Below are 20,960 nucleotides of genomic sequence, written 5' to 3' on the forward strand. Positions count from 1 at the left end.
GCCTCGCGACAGCTCAGCCGAGGGCGGCGCGCCACTCGGCGAGCAGCCGCGCCGTGGCACGGGTCTCGGCCCAGGGCATCTCCGGAGCCTCCGTGCGCCCCTCGCGCAGGGCGCGGATGACGGCGTCCGCCTCGGCCGCCATGGGCGACACCGTCGCGACCTCGAGGGGCTCGCGCGTGCCGTCCGGGCGAACGAGCACCGCCACCGAGGTGCTTTCGAACCGGCTGCCCCAGACGTTCTCGATCTCGAGCGTGCCGGCCGTCCCGGTGATACGCGCGCTGCGCGGCAGGTCCTGGACGATGGCCGTCCGCACGCGCGCGCGGACACCATCGATGTCGAGGTCGGCAGCGGCGACAACATCCACCCCCGTCTCGCCGATCGTGCCGGTGGCCGTCACCACCCGAGCGGATGCCACGTCTCCCCCGGCCCACGCGGCGACGCCGACAGCGAGCGAGACGGGATAGCACCCGGCGTCGAGGATCGCTCCGCCTGCGACCGCCGGGTCGAACAGCCGACCGGTGCGCGTGGCCGCAGTGAAGCCGATCGACGTCGAGACCTCGGTCACGCGCCCGAGCCCGCCCGACCCGATGAGGTCACGGAGCGCATCGGGGAACGGACCGAACCGGTATTTGAAGGCCTCGACGAGCGGGAGGCCCGCCACATCGGCGGCGAACAGCGCGGCATCCGTCTCGATCGGATCGACGCCGAGCGGCTTCTCGCACAGCACCGCCTTGCCCGCGTCCAGGGCGGCGAGGACGAGCTCCACGTGCGTCGAGTGCACGGTGCCGACGTACACGGCGTCGATGTCGCTCCGGGCGAGGATCTCGTCGTACGTCCCCGCGACGGGCGCGCCGTGAGCCGACGCGAACGCCCGCGCCGCTTCGACGTCGCGCGCACCGACGGCGTGCAGTCTGCCGAGGTCGGAATCGGGCAGGGCGCGGGCGAAGAACCCGCTGATGTCACCGGCTCCGAGGATGGCCCATCGCGCGTACGTCATGCCGCCACCGTAGCGGGCGGCCCGCGCTGCCGTCAGGCGCGGAGAGCCTGCTCGATGTCGGCGAGCAGGTCGGCCTCGTCCTCGATGCCCACCGAGAGGCGCACGACCTCGACGGGCACGGCCGCCTCGGTTCCGCGCACCGAGGCATGGGTCATCGCGTCGGGGTAGTTCACGAGCGACTCCACGCCGCCGAGCGACTCGGCGAGCGTGAACAGCCGGAGCGACTCCGCGAAGCGGCGTGCCGCCTCGCCCGACTCGAGTGCGAGCGACACGATGCCGCCGAAGCCCGACATCTGGCGCGACGCTAGCTCGTGCCCCGGGTGCGAGGCGAGCCCCGGGTAATAGACCGTCTGCACGCGCTCCGCCGTGGCGAGGAAGGATGCCACGGCGAGGCCGTTCTCGCTGTGTCGCTGCATGCGCACCGACAGGGTCTTGATGCCGCGCGTGGTCAGCCACGCATCGAGAGGGCCAGAGACCGCGCCGACCGCGAACTGCAGGAACCCGATCTTCTCGGCGAGTGCGTCGTCGTTCAGGACGAGCGCGCCGCCGACGACATCGGAGTGACCGCCGAGGTACTTCGTGGTGGAGTGCACGACGACGTCGGCGCCGAGCGAGAGGGGCTGCTGCAGCGCCGGCGTCGCGAAGGTGTTGTCCACGACCACGAGGGCGCCCACGCCGTGTCCGATCTCGGCGAGACCGGCGATATCGGTGATCCGCAGGAGAGGGTTCGAGGGCGTCTCCACCCAGAGGATCTGCGGGGCGCGCTCCGCGACGGCTGCGCGGACGGCATCCGGATCGCTCATGTCGACGACGCGCAGCCTCACGCCCCAGTCGCCCAGCACGCGGGAGATGAGCCGGAACGTGCCGCCGTAGACGTCGTTGCCGAGGAGCACCTCGTCGCCGGGACGGAGCACCGCGCGCAGCAGCGCGTCTTCGGCCGCCAGGCCCGACGAGAACGAGAGCGCGTGCGCGCCGCCTTCGATCGCGGCCAGCTGGGTCTGCAGCGCGGTGCGCGTCGGGTTGCCGCTCCGGCCGTACTCGTAACCGCCCCGGAGACCGCCGATGCCGTCCTGCGCGAAGGTGGTCGAGAAGTGGACCGGGGGGATCACCGCGCCGGTCGCACCGTCGGGCTCCTGCCCGGCGTGGACGGCGAGGCTCGCGAAACCGCGGGCGGCGGACTGTGCACTCATGCGTGGCTCCCTGTGCTGGGCGAGTCCACGGAGAACCCGTGGCCCGTCATCCAGTCGTCGTTGTAGATCTTGCTGAGGTAGCCCCGACCGTGGTCGGGGAGGAGGACCACCATCACGGCCTCGGCCGGCAGCTCGCGGGCGACGCGCAGCGCGGCGACGACAGCGAGGCCGGACGAGCCTCCGACGAACAGTCCTTCTTCCTTGGCCAAACGCCGAGTCATCGCAAAGGATTCCGCATCGCTGATCCGCTCGAAGCGGTCGACGACCGACGGATCGAACGTTGCCGGCATGAAATCCTCGCCGACGCCCTCGACCAGGTAGCTGTGGACCGGTCCGCCCGAATACAGGGAGCCCTCGGGATCGGCGCCGACGACGACGACGTCACCGTGCGACGCCTCTTTCAAGAACCTGCCGGTTCCGCTGATCGAGCCGCCGGTTCCGACGCTCGCGACGAAGTGGGTGACGCGGCCGTCGGTGTCGCGCCAGATCTCGGGACCGGTCGTCTCGTAGTGTCCTCGCGGGCCGTTGAGGTTCGCGAACTGGTTGGGCTTGAACGCGCCCGGGGTCTCGGCGGCGATCCGGTCGGAGACGCTGTAATACGAGTCGGGGTGTTCGGGCGGCACGTTGGTCGCGGTCATGACGACCTCCGCGCCGTAGGCCTTCAGCACGTCGACCTTCTCGCCGGCGAACTTGTCGGGCACGACGAAGATCATCCGGTATCCGCGCTGCAGCGCGATGAGCGCGATGCCGACGCCGGTGTTGCCGCTCGTGGGCTCGACGATCGTGCCGCCGGGCTTCAGCAGGCCGTCGCGTTCGGCCGCGTCGATGATGTTCCGGACGATGCGGTCTTTCGCAGAACTGCCGGGGTTGAAGTATTCGACCTTCGCGAGCACGGTCGCGGCGATGCCGTCGGTGACGGCGCCCAGTCGGACGAGCGGGGTGTCGCCGACGAGTTCGGCTATGTGAGTGGCGTAGCGCACGGTGTTCTTTTCTGACGGATGCCGCGCACGCAGAGGCGCGGTCGTTGACGGGGGTCGCGGGAGGTCAGCGACAACAGCAACGCACGATCAGCACGCGGCCAGCCTACCCGAGGCGCACGCGGCCAGATAGAGCGGGCCCGCCCCGCCGTGTGACCGGCTGTTGCCCCGCATGACGTCTCGCGACGGCCCGATGACCCTCGGCGTGCACAGGGTGCGTAAATTCGTAGGTATGACTTCGCACGATCCCGCCACCGCGCCCGCGGCATCCGCTCGCCTCTCGGAGCACCGATTCGAGGGATCGCTGTCGGCCGACGAGTTCAAGAGCGTCTTCCGCGGCCACCCCGGCGGCGTCGCAGTGATCACGGCGGACGCCGGCGACGGTCCGGTCGCGTTGACCGCGACATCGGTCTCGTCCGTGAGCGTCGATCCGCCCCTGCTCATCTTCTCCGTGTCGACGCAGTCGTCGGCGTCATCGGTGCTCGCGCGCGCCGAGACTGTCGTCGTCCACCTGCTCGACGTCGACGACCTCGAGGTCGCCAAGACCGGCGCGACGAGCGGGATCGACCGCTTCGCGGAGCTGCCCTGGGCCACGCTCACGACCGGCGAGACGGTGTACCAGGGTGTCCGCGCCTGGGTGCGATGCGCCGTCATCGAGCGAATGGATGCCGGTGGCTCCACCGTCATCGCCGCGCACGCGCTGCAGGCGCACGTCGAGCGCGACACGTCGGACCCGCTCGTGTACCACAACCGCACCTGGCACCGATTGGGTGCTGACACCGCTATCTGATCGCGGTCGCTCCCGGTCAGCGGGTCGCGCGCGATCGGCGGCTCGTCAGGGGCGTGAAGCGAGGTCGTTGAGGGTTTCGGCGACCCTGCGGAGAACGGCGGTCGTCGTGACGACGGCGTCCTCGTCGAGGCTGTCGATGACCGAGACGACGGCGCCGTGGTGTCCGCCGTAGACCTCGTCGATCAGGTCGGCGGCCGCCTCGGTGGGCACGAGGTAGTGCGCACGACGGTCCGTCGGATGCTGCTCGCGCAGAACATAGCCCTTGCCGACGAGGCGCTCGATCACGTTCGTGACGGTGGCGCTCGAGGTCCCCAGCATGACGATGAGGTCTTTGGGGCTGATTTCCCGCGACTCGCGCTGAGCCTGCACGAGGTAGCGAAGTGCGGACAGGTCGATGCCGCCGAGCCCAGAGATTCGCTGCGAGCGGTCGGCCTGCACCTGTTCCGCATGACGCAGTTCCAGGATGGCGCGGCTCAGCTCCCTGCCGGCGTCGGAACGGGGCTCGGAGGCGTACAGGTGGACGTGTTCGTGACGAACGATCGACTGAGGCATATCAACTCCTCGGCTCAAGAACGCGATCGGGCAACGCGGCTCGAGCCTGGTCCGCGCTGGGGAATTCAGCTATCCGTACGCCGGCGTGGTCTCGGGTGACGTAGCCGGTCGGGGTGCGCTCCACAGTACCGAGGAACAGACCGGGTGCGCTTCCCACCCAGAATCCATCCTCGACCTCGTGCCAGCGCACGGAAGCATTGCGCTCCGCCGCCGGCGCTTGAGTGTCCACCATGGTCATCGACATCACCCCACCCTAGTTCTCAATGTCTGTGAAAGTTACAAGGTTTCTCATAAATGATGATAGACAGGAGATGTGAAAAGCACTAGACCTGTTGCTTAGCTAGCAATTCACGGAGACAGCAGAACGAGATGACACCCCCTCTTACCCATCGCCCGGTGAACGCAACGTTCGCCTCCCTCGGCGTCGCCCTGATCCCAGAGCGTCGCGAATGGTGGCGCGGAGGCCTCGTGGACTCGCTCGTGCGGCGCCGCCGCCGCATCACGGCTCAGCCGTTCCAGATCTGACAAACCGCACCAACGCCAGGAGACACGTCATGGGAAACCTCTACTACGGAAACGTCGACCAGCCGATCGTCATGCCCGACCGCGTTCTCGCGCACCTCGCCGCTGTCGCGACCACCAAGCTCCGACGGAGCGAGAGCTTCGTCGTGTCGCTGAAGGGAACCGATGGCGAGGGCGAAGGCCGCACCACCCTGTGGTTCCAGCCGGCGATCCCCCTCCGCTTCGTCTACGACCAGGCGGAGCCGATGGCCCTGAACCCCGCGACGCTCCGCGAGATGGCGGACCAGGCCACCTCCAACGGCGGACTCGTGCTCGATGCGAACCTGAACATCCCCGAGATCACCTCCGCCCGCACGTCGGCCAAGCGCACCGAGGTGGCGGCATGACCGACGCCGACCTGCTCGACGACGCCGACGCGTACGAAGACGCCCTCGCGGCCGAGTTCACGCGCGACTTCGGCACTCCGCCGCTGCTCGTCTGACCCGCACGGCGCACCCTCAACTCCACAGACAGCGAGCTCGTCTCGCTCCCCCGAGGCTCCCCCAGCCTCCGCTGCCGACGCTCCCCCCGCGTCGATGGCACGGTGCCGCGGCATCCGCTCATCCCCCCATTCCGAGCGGTGCCGCGGCACCTTCTCGTTAGCGGGCGGGCAGACTCATCACCGGGTGGGCACGCTCGTCGACGAGCGGACCGACCTGTCGGCGGGCAGCCTGGTCAGGCGCCCTCGGCGACCTCGAGAAGCAGGTCGAGCGCGGCGTCGACGGCGGCGCCCAGAACCTCTTCCGGCTCCCCGGAGACCTGGAGCAGCCGGTGGCCGAGCTCGTCGCCACGCGCCCAGCCGAGGTAGACGGTGCCGGGCGGGTGACCGTCCTGCTCGTCCGGGCCCCCCACGCCCGTGGTCGAGACCACCACGTCGGCGCCGAGGAGCTTCTGAGCGCCCCGGGCGAGCTGTTCGGCGCAGGCGGCCGAGCAGGGATCGATCCCCGGCTCGAGGCCGAGGACCTGCTCCTTGACGCGCACCTGGTAGGCGACGATGCCACCGGCGAACCAGTCCTGTGCGGACGCACCGCGCCCTACCTCGGCGGCCAGCTTGCCGCTCGTGAGAGATTCCACGACCGCGCACACGATTCCGGCGTCGCCGGCGATCTCTGCGAGTCGTTCGACCTGATCAGGCAGACGCGTCACCTTCTCCGGGATCTGTCGGCTCCGGAACCAGGTGAAGGCCCGCAGGCGAGTTGGCGGTGTACATGAGAGCCTCCGACCAGGCGCGGTTGATGCGCGACTGGCGGCTGCCGTAGAACTTGAAGACGAGCGACGCGTGCGGGTGGAGCCACACCGATGTGCGCCCCTCACCGATCGTCTTGTCGTCGCGCCATGTGAAGTGGAAGGACTCTCCCCGACGCAGCTTGTTGCCGATCACCTGCTGCAGATGTGCGAGCGTGCGATCCTCGAAGTCCACTTTGATGGAATCCTCATAAATGAACTTGCCCACCGCGCATCCTCTCCGGACATCTGCGAGGACGCAGAAGACCTGTTCCCATTATGGTGGGCCCATGGGCCTCATCTACTACGGCGGCTCGGCGACGCCTATCAGAATCGAAGACCGCGCCCTCGCGCACCTTCAGCTCGTCATCTCGACCAAGCTTCGCCGCTCGGAGAGTTTCACCGTGTCGTGGCAGCATCCCGACGACTTCCCCCGAGGACGCACGACCATCTGGATGCATCCGTCCATCCCGATGCGCTTCGTCTTCGACGACCCGGAGGCACCGATGCTCAGCCGCGCGTGGGTCGAAGAGCTCGCCGCATCGGCCAACTCCTCGACCGGCATCCAGCTGGTCTCGAGCTTCTTCGAGATCGACCACGGCCCTGACGACCATTCGGCCTGACGGACTCAGATCTCGTCTGCGGGCGGCTCGGGAATCGGGATCAGCGCGATCGGGACCCCCGGGGTGATGAGCAGATGCGCCGTCCGCGGCGCACCCTCTCCGTCGTTGACCTCGATCCACCCGTGACCGGCGGCCACAGCATCGTCGACGGCCTTCTTCATGTCCTCGAACGACGTGTCGCCGATGCTGTACAGCTCTCCGCCGTAATGGATGTCGATGCGCTTCATTGGTCGATCTCCTGAGGTTGGGGAAGCTGTGCAGGCTCCGGGATGAGGTACAGACCGGCCGGCGAGTTCGCCGCCGACGAGAGGGCGTCGATCCATTCCATGTTCAGCTGCATCCGCGGTCCTCGGTAGAACTTGAAGACGAGGTTCGTGCGTGGGTGAAGCCAGATGCTCGTGCGGCCGTTGCCGATGGCCGGGTCGTCCTTCCACATGAAGTAGAAGGACTCCCCACGCCGGAGCTTCGAGGTGATCACCATCTGCAGATGCGCGAGGGTGCGGTCGTCGAAGTCGACCTTGATCGCCCCGTCGTAGATGAACTTGCCCATCGAGGCGCGCTCAGCGCGGAGTGCGGTTCTCGGCGCTGACCATCCAGGCGTACTGCTCGAGGGTCTCGAGGATGCCGTGGAGGATGTCTGCGCTGGTCGGGTCTTCATCGTCGACATCGTCGTGCACGGTGCGGCACGTGGCGATCGTCGCCTCGAGGCGTTCGGTGACGAGGTCGATCACGTCGCCGGTCGCCACCTCGCCGTGCGGGAACTCGGGGAGAGTCGTCGTCTCGGCGACGGTGTCGCTGCGTCCGTCGGGAACCGCGTGCAGCGCCCGCATGCGCTCGGCGACGGTGTCGCTGAACCCGCGCGCGGCGTCGATGATCTCGTCGAGCTGGACGTGCGTGTCGCGGAAGTTCTTGCCGACCACGTTCCAGTGCGCCTGCTTGCCCTGCGACGCGAGCTCGATCAGATCGACGAGGACCTTCTGCAGGTTGTCGCTGAGGCTCTGCGACGCGCTGAAGCCGGTCTCGGCGTTCTGCTCGTCGGTGAGGCGTGCGCCGGCTGCGCGGCGGTTGTTGCGGGTAGGCGAATCGGTCTTCGTCTGGGTCGTCATGAGGGATCCCTTTCTTCGCGAGGATATCCGTGTCGATAGTGACATTACGGCGGCGGCCGGTCCATGGCCCCGGGGTTGCGCGGGCTCTCAGCCGGTGATATTCCCCACCGCTCTGCGGCGATTAGCGGCCGCTCGAGCCCTTCGTCAAGCCCCCTCGTCACGTGTCTATGACGCTCGAGGCTGTGACGTGGAGGATTAAATGCCCGAACCGCTCGACACCCACGCGTTCGACCCCACCTCGATCGTCCCCTCGGCGGGCGCGGGCCTCGCGATGGATGCCGCGGCATCGCTCGCCCGCCGGCTGCCGCGCCCGGGCGAGGGCGACACCCTGCGGCTGTGGGATGGCCTCGCGGCGATCGCGGCGCACGACGTCGAGGCGGCGCGCATGATCGAACCGCACCTCGACGCGCAGGCGATCCTGTCAGAGGCCCGCGCGGCCGGTCACGACCTGTCGCTTCTCCGGGAGCAGCTGGGCGCGACCGACGACTCGACGTGGGGGGTGTACGCCGCCGAGGGACCAGGCGAGGGCGTCGCCGCGGACCGCGCGGACGACGACTCCTGGACCCTTTCCGGCACGAAGCCGTGGTGTTCCCTCGCCGCACATCTGACCCATGCCCTCGTCACCGCCTGGACCGGCGACGGCGCGCGACGCCTGTTCGCCGTCGACCTCCGGAGCGCCGGAGTCCGCGCGCACGCGGGCCCCTGGGTGGCGCGCGGACTCCGGGGCGTGGTCAGCGCTCCCGTCGACTTCGCACAGGTGCGCGCCGTCCCCGTCGGCGGCCCCGGCTGGTACCTCGATCGCCCCGGCTTCAGCTGGGGCGGCATCGGCGTCGCCGCGATCTGGTGGGGCGCCGCGCGCCCGCTCGTGACGGCGGTGAAGCGAGCCGCCGGCTCCGCCCGCGCCGACCAGCTCGCGACCTACTTCGCGGGAGAAGCGGATGCCGCCGACTGGACCGCCCGCCTCGCCCTCGAACGCGCCGCTCGGGAGGTTGACGCCGGTTCGACGGGCGACGACGCGAAGGTCCTCGCCGCCCGTACCCGCATCGTGATCGCCACCGCCACCGAACAGATCCTCTCGGTCAGCGACCGAGCGCTGGGGCCGGCGCCGCTCACGACGGATGAGGCGCACGCGAAGCGGGTCGCCGACCTTCGCCTGTACCTGCGTCAGCATCACGCCGAGCGCGACACGGCGCGCCTCGGGCGGTTGGGCCTCGTGGCATGAGCGTGTCGTTCGACCACCGGGAGCACGGCACCGCGGAGCGGGCCTGGCAGACGACCGAGATTCCCGCCGAGCCCCTCGACATGTCGTTCTCGCACCTGGTCGTCGTCGCCGCGCACCCGGACGACGAGACCCTCGGCGCCGGCGGGCTCCTCGCCACCGCCGCAGCGGCAGGCGTCGAGGTGACCGTCGTCGTCGCCACCGACGGCGAGGCGACGCTTCCCGAGACCCGGCGCGCCGGGGTGACGCGCCGCGCCGAGCTCACGGCCGCACTCGCCCGGCTCGCCCCCCGGGCTCGCCTGCGCTTTCTCGGTCTGCCCGACGGTGGCCTGCGCGAGCACGCCGGCGACCTGTCGGACCTGCTGATCGGCGAGTTCCGCGCCGTCGACCCCGCCGACGCCCTCATCGCGGTCACCTGGTGGGGCGATGGGCACCGCGACCATCGCGTCCTCGGCGAGGCCGTGCTCGCGACGGCCGGCTCCCGCCGAGTGGTCGGGTATCCCATCTGGTACTGGCACTGGGGCGATCCGGCACGACCCGACCCCGGTCCCTGGCTTCGGCTCCCGCTGACGCCGGGTGTCATGTCGGCGAAGGCCGCAGCCATCGCCGAGCACGGTTCGCAGCAGAGACTGGGGGCGGATGCGGATCCCGTCCTCCACGAGAACATGCTGTCCCACTTCCACCGCGAGGCCGAGATGTTCATCGCCGTTCCTCCCCCTTCACCTGCCGCACCGGCGGCCTCCGCGGCATCCGTCGAGCCCGCGCATTTCGAGGAGTACTTCGCCCGCCACGACGACCCGTGGGGGTTCGATTCGCGCTGGTACGAGGAGCGCAAGCGGGCCCTGGTCCTGGCGTCGTTGCCGCGCCGGCGCTTCGCTCGCACCCTCGAGCTGGGGTGCGCCACGGCCGCCCTCACTGCCGAGCTGGCGACGCGGTCCGACGAGATCGTAGGCGTCGACGCGTCTGCCGTGGCGCTCGAGCGGGCCCGGCGGCGGCTCCCCTCCGTCCGGTTCGAGGAGCTCGTGCTCCCCGCCGACTGGCCCGAGGGGACGTGGAACCTGATCGTCCTGTCCGAGCTCGGCTACTACTGGTCGCGCGACGACCTCGGGGCCGCACTCGAGAAGATCACCGCGACGCTCCGCCCCGACGGCGTGCTCGTCGCCTGTCACTGGCGGCGTCCGCTCTCGGACGCACCGCTCGATGCGGCCATCGTGCACGAGGCGATCGCCCGGACCGGACTGGAGCGCCTGGCCAGGCACATCGATGAAGACGTCATCCTGGAGGTCTGGGTCACCGCCGGCACACCGTCGGTCGCCGAGGCCGAGGGACTCGCATGACCACGAGGATCGACGCCATCGCCGTGGTCGTCCCGGCCCACGACGAGGAGGATCTGCTGGCGGCATGCCTCGCGTCGCTCGAGATCGCCGTGCTCGCCGTGCGCGGTCTCGTCGAGCGCATCGAGGTGATCGTCGCCCTCGACGCGTGCAGTGACGGCTCGGCGCAGATCGCGGCGGCGGCCGGGGTCGGGACGATCACCCTCGGCGCGCGAGCGGTCGGCGCCGCGAGATCGGCCGGGCTGGACGCGGCACTGAGGTCGCTCGCGCCGATCCGGCCCGGAAGGATCTGGACGGCGCATACCGACGCCGACTCCGTCGTGCCCGCGCATTGGCTGACCCACCAGCTCGCGCTGGCGCGGGCCGGCGCCGATGCGGTCGTGGGGACCGTCCGTCCCGATTTCGCCGACCTCTCGGCCGAGCAGGTCGACGCGTGGTGGGCGACGCACACGGCGGGCGAGGCGAACGGTCACGTCCACGGAGCGAACCTGGGCCTGCGCGCAGACGTGCTGCTGGCGGCGGGAGGGTTTCCCGCGATCAGCGCGCACGAGGATGTTCAGCTCATGGCGGCCGTCACCTCATCGGGTGCGCAGATCGTCGCCTCGGATGCCGCCTGGGTCCGCACGAGCGGACGGACGATCGCGCGCGCCCCCGAGGGCTACGCGACGTACCTCCGGTCGGGCCTCCTGGATGCGGCGCGCGACCGGCCCCGCGTGCCCAGCAGGGAGATCTCACTCCTCTGAGCGCGGGGCGGCGTCGCTGCGCTCAGCTGCCGAGACGGGATGCGAGCGCGTCGAGCTCGTCGGAGGAGAGCGAGATGCCCGCCTCACCGAGTCGGGTGATGAGGATCTGGCGCCCGTCGATGTCGTCATGACCGGCGATGTCCGCCTGGGTCTGCACGAGGATTCCCTCGGTTTTCTGCGAGACATCGGCGTCGTTCTGCGACATGGCGGGCAGATCCTGGGTGGCTTCGCCCGAGCGGCCCTTCTGGGTGTCGGTCGCGGCGATCTCCTCGCGCCCGCCGTCCTGTCCATAGTGGTCGCCCGCTCGGGCTCCCTCGGGCGTCCGGTCTGCGGCATCCGTGTGTTCAGTCATGATCACACTGTGCGCCCTCGCACCCGGAAACCGCAGGGTCTTGACCCGGGCGCGAACCGAGCGCTAGCTGGGCGGCTGTTCGCCGCGATCGGCGTGGATCGTGGGTCCGGTCCAGGCCGGCACGATCGGGACGATGTCGTCCTCGAGAGCCGAAGCCGGCCCGCCGAGAGGCGGGTCCTGCTGCTCAGGAAGCGGAACGAGTGCCAGCGGGACGCCGGGCGAGATCGACAGGAACGCCGGCCGGGGCTGTCCGTCACCGTCGTTGACCTCGAGCCAGAGATGTCCGGCACGGAGCCCCGCGCTGATCTCGTCGCGGACCTCGTCGAAGGAGCGATTGCCGATGCTGTACCACTGCCCGCCATACGAGATGTCGATGCGCTTCACCGGGATTCTCCTCTGTCACTGTCGTCGCCCACGCGCGTCTGTTCGCGCACGATCAACCATGATCGCTGGACGCAAGGCTGTCATCTGCTTGACAGCCTAGAGAAAAATGGCGTCAGATCGCTCCGAGAGGCGGACGGTGAGGGATCGGAACCGGCTTGCGCCGACGCGACGCGCACTCCGCGACATGCGTCGCCGCAGCGGCCATCACCTCGTCCATCGTGTCGAACCAGGCGGTCCCGAACCCGCCGTGAACCCAGGTGACTTCGTAACAGACCGCGGATCGCTCCACGTAGGCGATGACGTTCTCCGCGTCCGACGCGGATATCGCAGGGTCGCACAAGCGCCACGCATCTTGCCCCAGAGGGCTGAGCGCGAGCTCATGGACGGGATCGTCAGGCATGACGGACCTCCAGTCGTCTCAGGGGCCGCTCTTCATCGAGGGCCGGCGGATATCACTCCCGCATGTCCTCACCCTCGGTTGGACCGGCCGGGCAGGAGAGGGGCTTGACAGTCGCATGCCCCCATGGCACGCGAGGCGGAACAGCTACCAGATGGCGCCGCGAAAAGTCAATGCCCCCCTGGATGTCGGAGCCGAACCCTACGGTCATTACTGCAAGGTAAGTAGGCGGCACGGTCGAGAAGACAGGTGTTCGGGTCACCTGCCCTCTCCCACGCTTATGAACGGCCCCGGCGATCGGGCTTATCGCCGGGGCCGCCCTTGCGTTCCGGGCATCCGGATGCCCGGGCATCCCGCTGTGGCCACAGCGAGTGTCAACCCCCTCGGCGCCCCCCTCGCGCCGCCGTAGCGTGAAGGCCCACGAGAGGAGCAGACCATGACCGATCGCACGGACATCCCCGGCTCGGACGCCCCCATCCCCGGCGGCGACCTGCCCGACGAAGACCCGATCGAAGCCGTCTCCGAGGCGGCACGAAACGACAAGAGCGTGCCCATCGAGAACGTGCAGCCGGGCGTCGACCCCGACTCCGCCGATTCGAGCTCGTCACTGAATCGCACCGGCGACGACGACTGAGCCGCTCACCGACAGCGCCGCGCCCCCTCGGGAGCGCGGCGCTTCGTCGTGTCAGCTCGCCGCGCGGTCTGCGTACTCGGTCGCCACGCGAGCGACGTCGTCGACGTACTGCGTGAGCTGGTTGTACCGGAAGACCGCCGAGCGCCAGGCGTCGGTGCCCTCCATCGAACCGGAGTCGCACAGATAGCGCGCCGCCCCGAGCGCCGCGTCGTCGAGCTGGCTCGGATCACGGATGCCGTCGGCGTTGCCGTCCGCGCCCCAGTATCCCCATGTCTCGGGGATGAACTGCATCGGCCCCACGGCACGATCCCACCGGTCGTCGCCGTCCCACTCGCCGCCGTCCGTGTCGCGAATGGCGGCGACGCCGTCGCCGTCGAGGCGCGGACCGAGGATGCGCGGTGACACCCAGCCGTCGCGCTGCAGCGTGGCGCCGCCGTGGCTGCCATGACCCGACTCGATCGACCCGATCGCGGCGAGGGTGTTCCATGCGATGCCGCAACCGGGCTGGTCTGCGGCGAGCTCCAGCTCTGCCCCGGCGTAGGCCGCGAGCGCTCGCGCCGGGATGCCGGTGCGTTCGGCGACCGTGTCGAGCCACGCCGGGTCGGCACGGCCGGGCTCTTCGGCCGCCTGCGTGTCGTCGCCCGCAGGTTCGTCCGGGGCGAGCAGCGTCACCGGCGGCACGGGCGCCGCCGCCTGAGCCGGCTCTGCGGGGGCCTCGGCCGAGACGGACCCCGCGAAGTGCACGGCCAGCGCGATCACGATAACGAACGGGATGAGGGCCACGCCGATGCCCGCCGCCCGCGCGGCCCGGCGGCGCCGCGCGGCGTTCCTGCGCTGGGCCGCGGTCCGCCGCTTCGCCGCCGGGCGCGCGGAGGCCCTACGCCGTGCACCCGATGCCATCCGCGATCCCTCTCCGAGGCGCGTCGAACGCCGCGCAGAGGGGCACACAGTACCCGCCCGACCTGTCCCGACGCGGAGAATCACACGGCGAGGGGAGGTCGTCAGCCCCCCTCCCGGGCACCCCTGCCCCTCCCTACCGTCGCGCAGACGGAGCGTTCGAACTCGTCTCGCTCCTCTCCCCCGACAGATCAGGAGCAAGGATGTTCTTCCACAAGCAAGAGCTGCAGTTCGCCGCGACGCCGGAGAAGCCCGACGCGATCTTCGCCCGTCGGCTCCAGGAGGTCCTCGGCGGCCAGTACGGCGAGATCACCGTCGCGATGCAGTACGGGTTCCAGGCCTGGAACGCCCACATCCCGGGGAAGTACCGCGACCTCTTGTACGGCATCGGCGCGGAGGAGTTCGGCCACGTCGAGATGCTCGCAATCATGATCGCCCAGCTCCTCGAGAAGGCCCCCGTCGAGCAGAGCGAGGCGGCCGCAGCCGCCGACCCCGTGCTCGGCCCAGTCATCGGCGGCATGGACGTGCAGGCCGCAATCGTCGCGGGCGCCGGAGTCCGGCCCGTCGACAGCAACGGCAACCCGTGGCAGGGGTCGTACGTCACCTCAAGCGGCAACCTCCTCGCCGACTTCACGGCCAACGCGAACGCCGAGATGCAGGGACGGCTGCAGGTCGCCCGCATCTACAACATGACCGACGACCACGGCGTGCGGGAGATGCTCTCGTTCCTGCTCGCGCGCGACACGATGCACCAGAACCAGTGGATCCGAGCCGCGCAGGAGCTGCGCGACGAGGGCGTGGAGGACATCCCGGTGCCGAGCAACTTCCCGCTCTCGAAAGAGGCGCGCGACCACTCGTACACGTACATCAACTTCTCCGACGGTGCGGCCGCGGCCGAGGGATCGTGGGCGAGCGGACCGACCCCGGACGGGAAGGGCGAGTTCACCTACCTCGACGGCCCCGACACCTCGGCGCCCATGCCGCCGCCCACGCAGCCCGACCCGCGCTTCTTCGGCACCGACGCGAAGCCGAACCTCGTGGACAAGGCCGAGGGCGTCATCCGCGACGCCCTCTCGTGAGGCATCGCGGGGCCCGGAGGCAGCGCTCCGGGCCCCGCGATCAGGGCCGCGCTGTCAGGGAGCCGCGGTCAGGAGACGGCGCGATCAGGAGACGGAGCGAACGTCAGGATTCGGGCCGCGACGGCCAGCGGGGCGGTGGACTGCGCGACGTGCGCGGCGCCTCCGACCTGCGCGAACCGCCCGTCGGCCGTCCGAGCGGCGAGGGCGCGACCCCAGCGCACATCCGCGATGGGGTCGCGCTCCCCTCGCAGGACGAGCAGCGGCTGTCGAAGCCTCGCCACCCGGTCTTCGGTCGGATACGTCATCATGTGGCGGAGTTGCGTCAGATACCACCGCACTCCGCACCGCAGGTAGTCGGTGAAGACCACCACGTTCACCCGGGGCGGCTCCCGCAGGCAGTCGACCGCGAGGGCGCGCATCTGCGCGAAGACGGTGCGGTGGGCGTCGTCGACGACCGGCCCGATGACGACGACCCGACTCACGAGCTCCTCGGCCTGCAGAGCGGTCTCGACGACCCACTGCGCTCCCATCGAGTGCCCGACGAGCACGCACCCGCCCGCCCCGGTTTCGGCGAGCACGACGGCCAGCGCGCGCGCCATCTCGCCGACGTCCACGTCGCGTCCGGGCTTCGGGCTGGCGCCGTGCCCGGGGAGGTCGACGACGATCACGGTGCGCCGGCGCCGGAGCGCGGCGGCGAGGCGCCGGAAGTAGCGGTGCGACATGCCGATCCCGTGCACGAGGACGACGGGGGCACCGGCATCCGCTCGCCCCGACACGCGCACGCAGAAGGTGAGCCCGTCGACGCCGATGCGTCGGGCGGGCCCACCTGATCGGCGGTCTCCGGCGCTCAGCGTCGTCGAGCCGACGAGCGCCGGGACGAGCGACCGAATGCCGCGCGCACGATCTTCCAGACGGCGACGCCGCCGAGGGCCCAGGGCCCGATGACGAGCAGCGGGTCGATCCACGTGTGCGCGAGATCGACGCGGCCGCGGCCGACCCGGGACGACCAGGGGCGTCGTCCTCGTTCGCCGAGCACGCCGGACTGGGTGATCGGATCGTCGGGGCGGCGACTCGCGAAGGAGCGGAGATGGGCGCCCGCCGACTCGAGGCGGTCGCCCGCGATCAGCAGCATCCAGTGCGCCGTCTGCGCCTCGCTGTACCGCGCGTAGGCCAGGCGCCGGACGGCGCCGGAGACCCCGTGGAGGGGCTGGGCGGTGCCGAAAACGGGAGTCAGGCGAGTGTGCTCGATGGAGCGTTCCCGTCCGTCGCCGTGGGGCTGCTGGTCCGGCAGCGTCCAGTGCGCGCCGGTCTCGATGCCCGGCTGCTCGCGGGGGAAGGCGGGCCGGTCGGCGGGATCGAGATCGGCGCCCCACCCCGGCACCTTCGCGCGGAGGGCGTCGGCCTGCGGGGGCGTGCTGGGCTTGTCTGCGGTGTACGGCATGGTGTGCCTCCTTCTCTTCGTCAGGACCCGAAGGTGACGACGGGCTTGATGATGCCGTCGAGCTTCGACGAGAACACGTGATATCCCTCGGCGATCCCGTCGAGCCCGAAACGGTGGGTGACGAGGTCGCGGGGGGCGATGTGGCCGGCGCGGATGTGCTCGAGCAGGCGCGGCCACTGCCGCTTCACCGGCGCCTGGTTCGCCCGGATGGTGAGGCCCTTGTTCATGGCGTCTCCGAACTTCACCGCACTGAACAGGGGCCCGTAGGCACCCATGACCGAGATCGTGCCGCCCTTGCGGACGGCGTCGATCGCCCAGTTCAACGCCACGGGCGAACCGCCCTGCATCTTGAACTTGGCGGCGGTCACGTGCTGAAGGAAGTGACCGTCGGCCTCGGCGCCGACGGCGTCGATGACGGCATCCGCTCCGAGTCCCTCGGTCATCTTCTTGAGGGTCAGGACGATGTCGTCGACCTCGCCGAAATGCACGGTCTCGGCGTAGGCGAACTCCCTCGCTTTGGCGAGCCGGTAGTCGAGGTGGTCGACGACGATCACCCGGCCGGCGCCCATCAGCCAGCACGACCGCGCCGCGGCAAGGCCGACTGGCCCGGCGCCGAGCACCACGACGGTGTCGCCCTCGACGATGTCCGCGAGCTGCGAACCGAAGTACCCGGTCGAGAACGCGTCGGTCAGCAGCAGCGCATCCTCCGATGCGATGTCCTCGGGGATCACCATCGGCCCGACATCGGCGAACGGCACGCGCACGAGTTCGGCCTGGCCGCCGTCGAATCCGCCGGTCGAGTGGGAGTAGCCGTAGATGCCGCCGATCGCGGTCGCGTTGGCGTTCACGTTGTGGCAGTTCGAGAAGAGCCCTCGCGCGCAGAAGAAGCACGACCCGCAGTAGATGTTGAAGGGCACCATCACCCGGTCGCCGACCGACAGGGTCTGCACCGACGACCCCACCGCCTCGACGCGGCCGATGAACTCGTGGCCGAAGGTATGGCCGACGCGGGTGTCGGGCATCATGCCGTGGTACAGGTGCAGATCGGAGCCGCAGATCGATGCGAGCTCCACACGGACGATCGCGTCATTGGGGTGCGCGATCACGGGGTCGGGCTTCTCTTCGACGCGGATCTTGTACGGTCCGCGGTAGGCCATCGCTTTCATCAGTCCTCCTCGGGGTCGCACGCAACCCTCGCTGCGCACAGAGGCGACGGGGAGGGGGTTGCGCTCGGCGGATCACCGTGTCAGGAGCGGCAGATTCCGGCGCCGCGCGGGCGTTCCGGGCTCAGCGGTCGAGCTCCAACCGGTAGCCCATGCCCGCCTCGGTGAGGATGTGCCGCGGGGCCGCGGGGTCGGCTTCGAGCTTTCGGCGCAGCTGAGAGATGTAGAGCCGCAGGTACCCGGTGTCGCTGACGTGCTCCGACCCCCAGATGGTCGTGAGCAGGGTCTGCCGCGTCACGAGGCGTCCGGGATTGCGCATCAGCACCTCGAGGACCTGCCACTCGGTCGGGGTCAGCCGGATCCGCTCGGTGCGTCCTGCGACGGTACGCGTCACACTGCGCCCGGCGAGGTCGACCGACACGTCGCCGAAGCCGCTGACCGGGTCGGCCTCCTGCTGGGGAGTGCGCCGCGTCAGCGCCCGGATGCGCGCGAGCAGCTCGTCGATCGAGAAAGGCTTGGTGACGTAGTCGTCGGCGCCCGCGTCGAGGGCGTCAACCTTGTCCGCCGACCCCGTGCGACCCGACACGACGAGGATCGGCGCCTCCGACCAGCCGCGCACCGCGTGGATCACATCCATGCCGCCGAGTCCCGGCATCCCGAGATCGAGCAGGATGACGTCGGGGTGACCGTCGACGGCGGCGGCGATCGCCTCGGCACCCGTGCCCGCCGTCAGCACCTCGTAGCCCCGCGCGGCGAGAGTGATCCGCAGCGCCCGGAGGATCTGCGGGTCGTCGTCGGCGATCAGGATCTTCATCGCTGCTCATTCTCGCCCGCCATGGGCAGGGAGATGACCATCGTGAGCCCGCCGCCCGGGGTGTCCTCCGCACGGAGGGTGCCGCTCATGCCCTCGACGAACCCCTTGGACAGGGCGAGTCCGAGCCCCAGACCGGTCGAGTTGTCGGTGTCGCCGAGGCGCTGGAAGGGCACGAACATCTCGCCCTGCCGGTCTGCCGGAACGCCCTGGCCGTGGTCGACGATGCGGATCTCGACACGCCCTCCGAAGGCGCTCGTCGTGATCGCGACGCGCTCCCCCTCGGGAGAGTGTCGGAGCGAGTTGGCGAGGAGGTTCACGACGACGCGCTGCAGGAGCACGGCGTCGGCCGCGACGTGGGGGCCGTCGGTCTCGAGCCGCAGATCGACCTCACCGGGGCCGGTGCCGAGCTCGTCTATCGCCGGCAGGATGGCGTCGACGGGATCCACCGGCGCGAGCGACACCGCGAGGGCTCCGGCCTGCAGCCGCGAGACGTCGAGGAGGTCGGTGACGAGCGCGGCGAGCGCGGCGAGGCTCTCGTCCGCCGTCGCGAGCAGCTCGTCGCGGTCGTCGTCGGTGAACGTGCCGCTGCGGAGGCCGCCGACGGCCGCGGTCGCCGCCGCGAGCGGACGACGGAGATCGTGGCTGAGCGCCGAGAGGAGCGCGCTGCGCACTCGATCGGATGCCGCGAGGGGCTCCAGCTCGCTGGCGACCTCCGCCAGATCGCGATGCACGAGCGCGGCATCGAGCTGGGCCACGATCGCGGCGAGCAGCCGCCGCTCCGAGGCCCGGAGGTCGCGGCCGTGGAGTTCGAGGACGGCGCGGCCACCGACGGACACCGGCGTGTGGCGGCCGTCGGCGAGCGGTTCACCGCTGCGGGCGAGGACCACATCGGCCGCGACCAGCCGCACACCCGCGAGCCCGAAGGCTTCGCGGGTGCGCTCGACGAGGGCGAGGATCGCCCCTTCGCCCCGGAGCACGCTGCCGGCGACGGTCTGCAGCATCTCCGCCTCGGCCGCGGCGCGGCGCGCAACCCGGGTCTTCCGCGCCGCGCGGTCGACGACGACGCTGACGAGGATCGCGATCGTGACGTACAGGCCCAGGGCGAGGAGGTGGAGCGGCTCATGGACGTGGATCGTGTACAGCGGCTCGACGAAGAAGAAGTCGAGCGTGACGCCGCTGAGCAGGGCCGCCCAGAGCGCGGGCCAGATCCCGCCCACGAGGGCGACCACCACGACCAGCAGCTGATAGCTCAGCACGTCGCTGGTGATCGATTCCTCGCTTCGCAGCAGCACGAGCACCCATGTCAGGAGCGGCCCGCCCAGCATCGCGAGGGCGAAGCCCGCCAACCGTCGTCGCATGCTCAGCGCCCCGCCGAGGCGAGGGAGCGCGAACCGCCCCCCGGCCGCGGAGTGCGTCACGATGTGCACGTCGATGTCTCCGGACTCGCGGATCACCGTCGCGCCGATGCCCGGACCGCTGACGAGCGCCGCGAACCGGCTGCGCCGACTGACCCCGAGCACGAGCTGCGTCGCGTTGACCGACCGGGAGAACTCGACGAGGGCGGTCGGGATGTCGGACCCGACGACCTGGTGGAAGGTGCCCCCGAGGGTGTCGACCAGCAGCCGCTGCGCGGCGAGAACGGCCGGATCCGCCGCACGGAGGCCGTCCTGGCTTGTGACGTGGACGGCGAGCAGCCGGCCGCCCGAGGAGCGAGCCGCGATGCGCGCGCCGCGGCGCAGCAGCACCTCGCCCTCCGGCCCCCCGGTGAGTGCGACGACGACCCGCTCGCGCGCTTCCCACCGCGAATCGATCCCGTGCTCCGCGCGGTAGTCGGTGAGAGCGGCGTCGACGTCGTCGGCGAGCCACAGCAGGGCCAGCTCGCGAAGGGCCGTGAGGTTGCCGAGACGGAAGTAGTTCGACAGGGCGGCATCCACCCGCTCCGCGGGATAGACGAGACCCTGGGCGAGCCGGTCGCGGAGTGCCTGCGGCGCGACGTCGACGACCTCGACCTGGTCGGCGGCGCGCAGCACGCGGTCGGGAACCGTCTCGCGCTGCGGCGCGCCGGTGATCTGCTCGACGACGTCGTTGACCGACTCGATGTGCTGGATGTTGACGGTGGAGACCACATCGATGCCCGCGGCGAGGAGGTCCTCGACGTCCTGCCAGCGCTTCTCGTGGCGGGAGCCGGGCGCGTTCGTGTGGGCGAGTTCGTCGACGAGGGCGAGAGCGGGCCGGCGGGCGAGCACGGCCGCGAGATCCATCTCCTGGAGTGACACCCCGCGGTACTCCACCGCGAGCCGGGGGACGACCTCGAGGCCCACCGTCATCCGCGCCGTGGCCGCTCTGCCGTGCGTCTCGACCACAGCGATGACGACGTCGCGGCCGTCGGCGGCCAGGCGCGCGCCCTCCTCGAGCATCGTGTACGTCTTGCCGACGCCGGGAGCCGCGCCCAGGAGCACGCGAAGCCGCCCACGTCTCGTCAC

General features: G+C 70.5%; 28 protein-coding genes. 9 read left to right on the forward strand and 19 right to left on the reverse strand.

Annotated features, from left to right (window positions below; all coding sequences use genetic code 11):
* Positions 1-13: 13 nt before the first annotated feature.
* The 3 genes from ACJJV7_RS01755 to ACJJV7_RS01765 are packed head-to-tail and all read right to left on the reverse strand — an operon-like array spanning position 14 to position 3,167.
* Positions 14-997, reverse strand: a complete 984-nt coding sequence (locus tag ACJJV7_RS01755) for a Gfo/Idh/MocA family protein (protein WP_405371860.1) — start codon at positions 995-997, stop codon at positions 14-16.
* Positions 998-1,029: 32 nt separating this feature from the next.
* On the reverse strand, positions 1,030-2,187 hold the full coding sequence (locus ACJJV7_RS01760) for a cystathionine gamma-synthase (RefSeq protein ID WP_405371861.1): 1,158 nt from the start codon (positions 2,185-2,187) through the stop codon (positions 1,030-1,032).
* On the reverse strand, positions 2,184-3,167 hold the full coding sequence (locus ACJJV7_RS01765; protein WP_405371863.1) for a PLP-dependent cysteine synthase family protein: 984 nt from the start codon (positions 3,165-3,167) through the stop codon (positions 2,184-2,186). Before ACJJV7_RS01765 ends, ACJJV7_RS01760 begins: the two co-directional genes overlap by 4 nt.
* A 229-nt stretch (positions 3,168-3,396) precedes the next feature.
* Here ACJJV7_RS01765 and ACJJV7_RS01770 point away from each other — a divergent pair, with 229 nt between their 5' ends.
* A complete protein-coding gene (locus ACJJV7_RS01770; RefSeq protein WP_405371865.1) occupies positions 3,397-3,954 on the forward strand; it encodes a flavin reductase family protein in 558 nt (185 codons plus the stop codon).
* A 45-nt stretch (positions 3,955-3,999) separates the two neighbouring features.
* Here the strand turns inward: ACJJV7_RS01770 and ACJJV7_RS01775 are convergent, their stop codons facing one another.
* On the reverse strand, positions 4,000-4,506 hold the full coding sequence (locus ACJJV7_RS01775; RefSeq protein ID WP_405371867.1) for a MarR family winged helix-turn-helix transcriptional regulator: 507 nt from the start codon (positions 4,504-4,506) through the stop codon (positions 4,000-4,002).
* A gap of 1 nt (position 4,507) precedes the next feature.
* Positions 4,508-4,750, reverse strand: a complete 243-nt coding sequence (locus tag ACJJV7_RS01780; protein WP_405371869.1) for a hypothetical protein — start codon at positions 4,748-4,750, stop codon at positions 4,508-4,510.
* Positions 4,751-4,902: 152 nt separating this feature from the next.
* Between ACJJV7_RS01780 and ACJJV7_RS01785 the strand changes: the two genes are divergently transcribed.
* A complete protein-coding gene (locus ACJJV7_RS01785) occupies positions 4,903-5,031 on the forward strand; it encodes a hypothetical protein (protein ID WP_405371870.1) in 129 nt (42 codons plus the stop codon).
* Between the two features lie 29 nt (positions 5,032-5,060).
* Complete coding sequence (locus ACJJV7_RS01790; RefSeq protein WP_405371871.1) at positions 5,061-5,414, forward strand: hypothetical protein; 354 nt, start codon at positions 5,061-5,063, stop codon at positions 5,412-5,414.
* Positions 5,415-5,742: 328 nt separating this feature from the next.
* Here the strand turns inward: ACJJV7_RS01790 and ACJJV7_RS01795 are convergent, their stop codons facing one another.
* Together ACJJV7_RS01795 and ACJJV7_RS01800 are read right to left on the reverse strand one after the other, a co-directional pair.
* Positions 5,743-6,213, reverse strand: a complete 471-nt coding sequence (locus ACJJV7_RS01795) for a CinA family protein (RefSeq protein ID WP_405371873.1) — start codon at positions 6,211-6,213, stop codon at positions 5,743-5,745.
* Entirely contained in the window at positions 6,197-6,520 is a 324-nt protein-coding gene (locus tag ACJJV7_RS01800; protein WP_405371875.1) for an ATP-dependent DNA ligase, read from the reverse strand. Before ACJJV7_RS01800 ends, ACJJV7_RS01795 begins: the two co-directional genes overlap by 17 nt.
* 61 nt (positions 6,521-6,581) lie before the next feature.
* On the opposite strand from ACJJV7_RS01800, the gene ACJJV7_RS01805 reads away from it, so the two are divergent.
* Positions 6,582-6,914, forward strand: coding sequence for a hypothetical protein (locus ACJJV7_RS01805; RefSeq protein ID WP_405371877.1), 333 nt, complete (start codon positions 6,582-6,584; stop codon positions 6,912-6,914).
* A 5-nt stretch (positions 6,915-6,919) separates the two neighbouring features.
* Here the strand turns inward: ACJJV7_RS01805 and ACJJV7_RS01810 are convergent, their stop codons facing one another.
* From ACJJV7_RS01810 to ACJJV7_RS01820, 3 genes are read right to left on the reverse strand one after another with little or no spacing between them, the layout of a single operon-like run.
* On the reverse strand, positions 6,920-7,141 hold the full coding sequence (locus tag ACJJV7_RS01810) for a hypothetical protein (RefSeq protein WP_405371879.1): 222 nt from the start codon (positions 7,139-7,141) through the stop codon (positions 6,920-6,922).
* Positions 7,138-7,464, reverse strand: coding sequence for an ATP-dependent DNA ligase (locus ACJJV7_RS01815; protein ID WP_405371880.1), 327 nt, complete (start codon positions 7,462-7,464; stop codon positions 7,138-7,140). Before ACJJV7_RS01815 ends, ACJJV7_RS01810 begins: the two co-directional genes overlap by 4 nt.
* A 10-nt stretch (positions 7,465-7,474) precedes the next feature.
* On the reverse strand, positions 7,475-8,020 hold the full coding sequence (locus ACJJV7_RS01820; protein WP_405371881.1) for a Dps family protein: 546 nt from the start codon (positions 8,018-8,020) through the stop codon (positions 7,475-7,477).
* 199 nt (positions 8,021-8,219) lie between these two features.
* Between ACJJV7_RS01820 and ACJJV7_RS01825 the strand changes: the two genes are divergently transcribed.
* Genes ACJJV7_RS01825 through ACJJV7_RS01835 form a run of 3 tightly spaced genes read left to right on the forward strand, consistent with a single transcriptional unit; the run spans position 8,220 to position 11,316 of the window.
* Positions 8,220-9,242 carry an acyl-CoA dehydrogenase gene (locus ACJJV7_RS01825; RefSeq protein ID WP_405371883.1) on the forward strand — a complete coding sequence of 341 codons (1,023 nt, stop codon included), beginning with the start codon at positions 8,220-8,222 and terminating at the stop codon, positions 9,240-9,242.
* Positions 9,239-10,576 (forward strand): PIG-L family deacetylase, encoded by a 1,338-nt coding sequence (locus ACJJV7_RS01830; protein ID WP_405371884.1) that lies wholly within the window; start codon positions 9,239-9,241, stop codon positions 10,574-10,576. Before ACJJV7_RS01825 ends, ACJJV7_RS01830 begins: the two co-directional genes overlap by 4 nt.
* Positions 10,573-11,316, forward strand: a complete 744-nt coding sequence (locus ACJJV7_RS01835) for a glycosyltransferase (RefSeq protein ID WP_405371886.1) — start codon at positions 10,573-10,575, stop codon at positions 11,314-11,316. The genes ACJJV7_RS01830 and ACJJV7_RS01835 overlap by 4 nt, the downstream gene beginning before the upstream one ends.
* A gap of 22 nt (positions 11,317-11,338) precedes the next feature.
* On the opposite strand, the gene ACJJV7_RS01840 is transcribed toward ACJJV7_RS01835, so the two are convergent.
* The 3 genes from ACJJV7_RS01840 to ACJJV7_RS01850 all read right to left on the reverse strand — a co-directional run bounded on the left by ACJJV7_RS01840 (position 11,339) and on the right by ACJJV7_RS01850 (position 12,452).
* Entirely contained in the window at positions 11,339-11,668 is a 330-nt protein-coding gene (locus tag ACJJV7_RS01840) for a hypothetical protein (protein WP_405371887.1), read from the reverse strand.
* Positions 11,669-11,731: 63 nt separating this feature from the next.
* A complete protein-coding gene (locus ACJJV7_RS01845) occupies positions 11,732-12,052 on the reverse strand; it encodes a hypothetical protein (RefSeq protein ID WP_405371889.1) in 321 nt (106 codons plus the stop codon).
* Between the two features lie 112 nt (positions 12,053-12,164).
* Positions 12,165-12,452 (reverse strand): hypothetical protein, encoded by a 288-nt coding sequence (locus ACJJV7_RS01850; protein WP_405371891.1) that lies wholly within the window; start codon positions 12,450-12,452, stop codon positions 12,165-12,167.
* A gap of 433 nt (positions 12,453-12,885) precedes the next feature.
* Here ACJJV7_RS01850 and ACJJV7_RS01855 point away from each other — a divergent pair, with 433 nt between their 5' ends.
* Positions 12,886-13,083 (forward strand): hypothetical protein, encoded by a 198-nt coding sequence (locus tag ACJJV7_RS01855; protein ID WP_405371893.1) that lies wholly within the window; start codon positions 12,886-12,888, stop codon positions 13,081-13,083.
* Positions 13,084-13,134: 51 nt separating this feature from the next.
* On the opposite strand, the gene ACJJV7_RS01860 is transcribed toward ACJJV7_RS01855, so the two are convergent.
* Positions 13,135-13,983: a lytic transglycosylase domain-containing protein gene (locus ACJJV7_RS01860; protein WP_405371895.1), complete on the reverse strand. Its 849-nt coding sequence runs from the start codon at positions 13,981-13,983 to the stop codon at positions 13,135-13,137.
* 200 nt (positions 13,984-14,183) lie between these two features.
* On the opposite strand from ACJJV7_RS01860, the gene ACJJV7_RS01865 reads away from it, so the two are divergent.
* Positions 14,184-15,059 (forward strand): manganese catalase family protein, encoded by an 876-nt coding sequence (locus ACJJV7_RS01865; protein WP_405371897.1) that lies wholly within the window; start codon positions 14,184-14,186, stop codon positions 15,057-15,059.
* Between the two features lie 68 nt (positions 15,060-15,127).
* On the opposite strand, the gene ACJJV7_RS01870 is transcribed toward ACJJV7_RS01865, so the two are convergent.
* From ACJJV7_RS01870 to ACJJV7_RS01890, 5 genes are all read right to left on the reverse strand, one after another.
* Entirely contained in the window at positions 15,128-15,841 is a 714-nt protein-coding gene (locus ACJJV7_RS01870) for an alpha/beta fold hydrolase (protein WP_405467807.1), read from the reverse strand.
* A gap of 65 nt (positions 15,842-15,906) precedes the next feature.
* Positions 15,907-16,500: a hypothetical protein gene (locus tag ACJJV7_RS01875; RefSeq protein WP_405371900.1), complete on the reverse strand. Its 594-nt coding sequence runs from the start codon at positions 16,498-16,500 to the stop codon at positions 15,907-15,909.
* 20 nt (positions 16,501-16,520) lie between these two features.
* Positions 16,521-17,666 carry a zinc-dependent alcohol dehydrogenase gene (locus ACJJV7_RS01880; RefSeq protein WP_405371902.1) on the reverse strand — a complete coding sequence of 382 codons (1,146 nt, stop codon included), beginning with the start codon at positions 17,664-17,666 and terminating at the stop codon, positions 16,521-16,523.
* Positions 17,667-17,787: 121 nt separating this feature from the next.
* The gene (locus ACJJV7_RS01885) at positions 17,788-18,477 is read right to left on the reverse strand and encodes a response regulator (protein WP_405371904.1); all 690 of its coding nucleotides are present in this window, start codon (positions 18,475-18,477) and stop codon (positions 17,788-17,790) included.
* Positions 18,474-20,960 carry a DUF4118 domain-containing protein gene (locus tag ACJJV7_RS01890; RefSeq protein WP_405371905.1) on the reverse strand — a complete coding sequence of 829 codons (2,487 nt, stop codon included), beginning with the start codon at positions 20,958-20,960 and terminating at the stop codon, positions 18,474-18,476. The genes ACJJV7_RS01885 and ACJJV7_RS01890 overlap by 4 nt, the downstream gene beginning before the upstream one ends.

The organism is Microbacterium sp. Ld4, from assembly GCF_045066555.1.
In the GTDB taxonomy this organism is placed as follows: Bacteria; Actinomycetota; Actinomycetes; order Actinomycetales; family Microbacteriaceae; genus Microbacterium.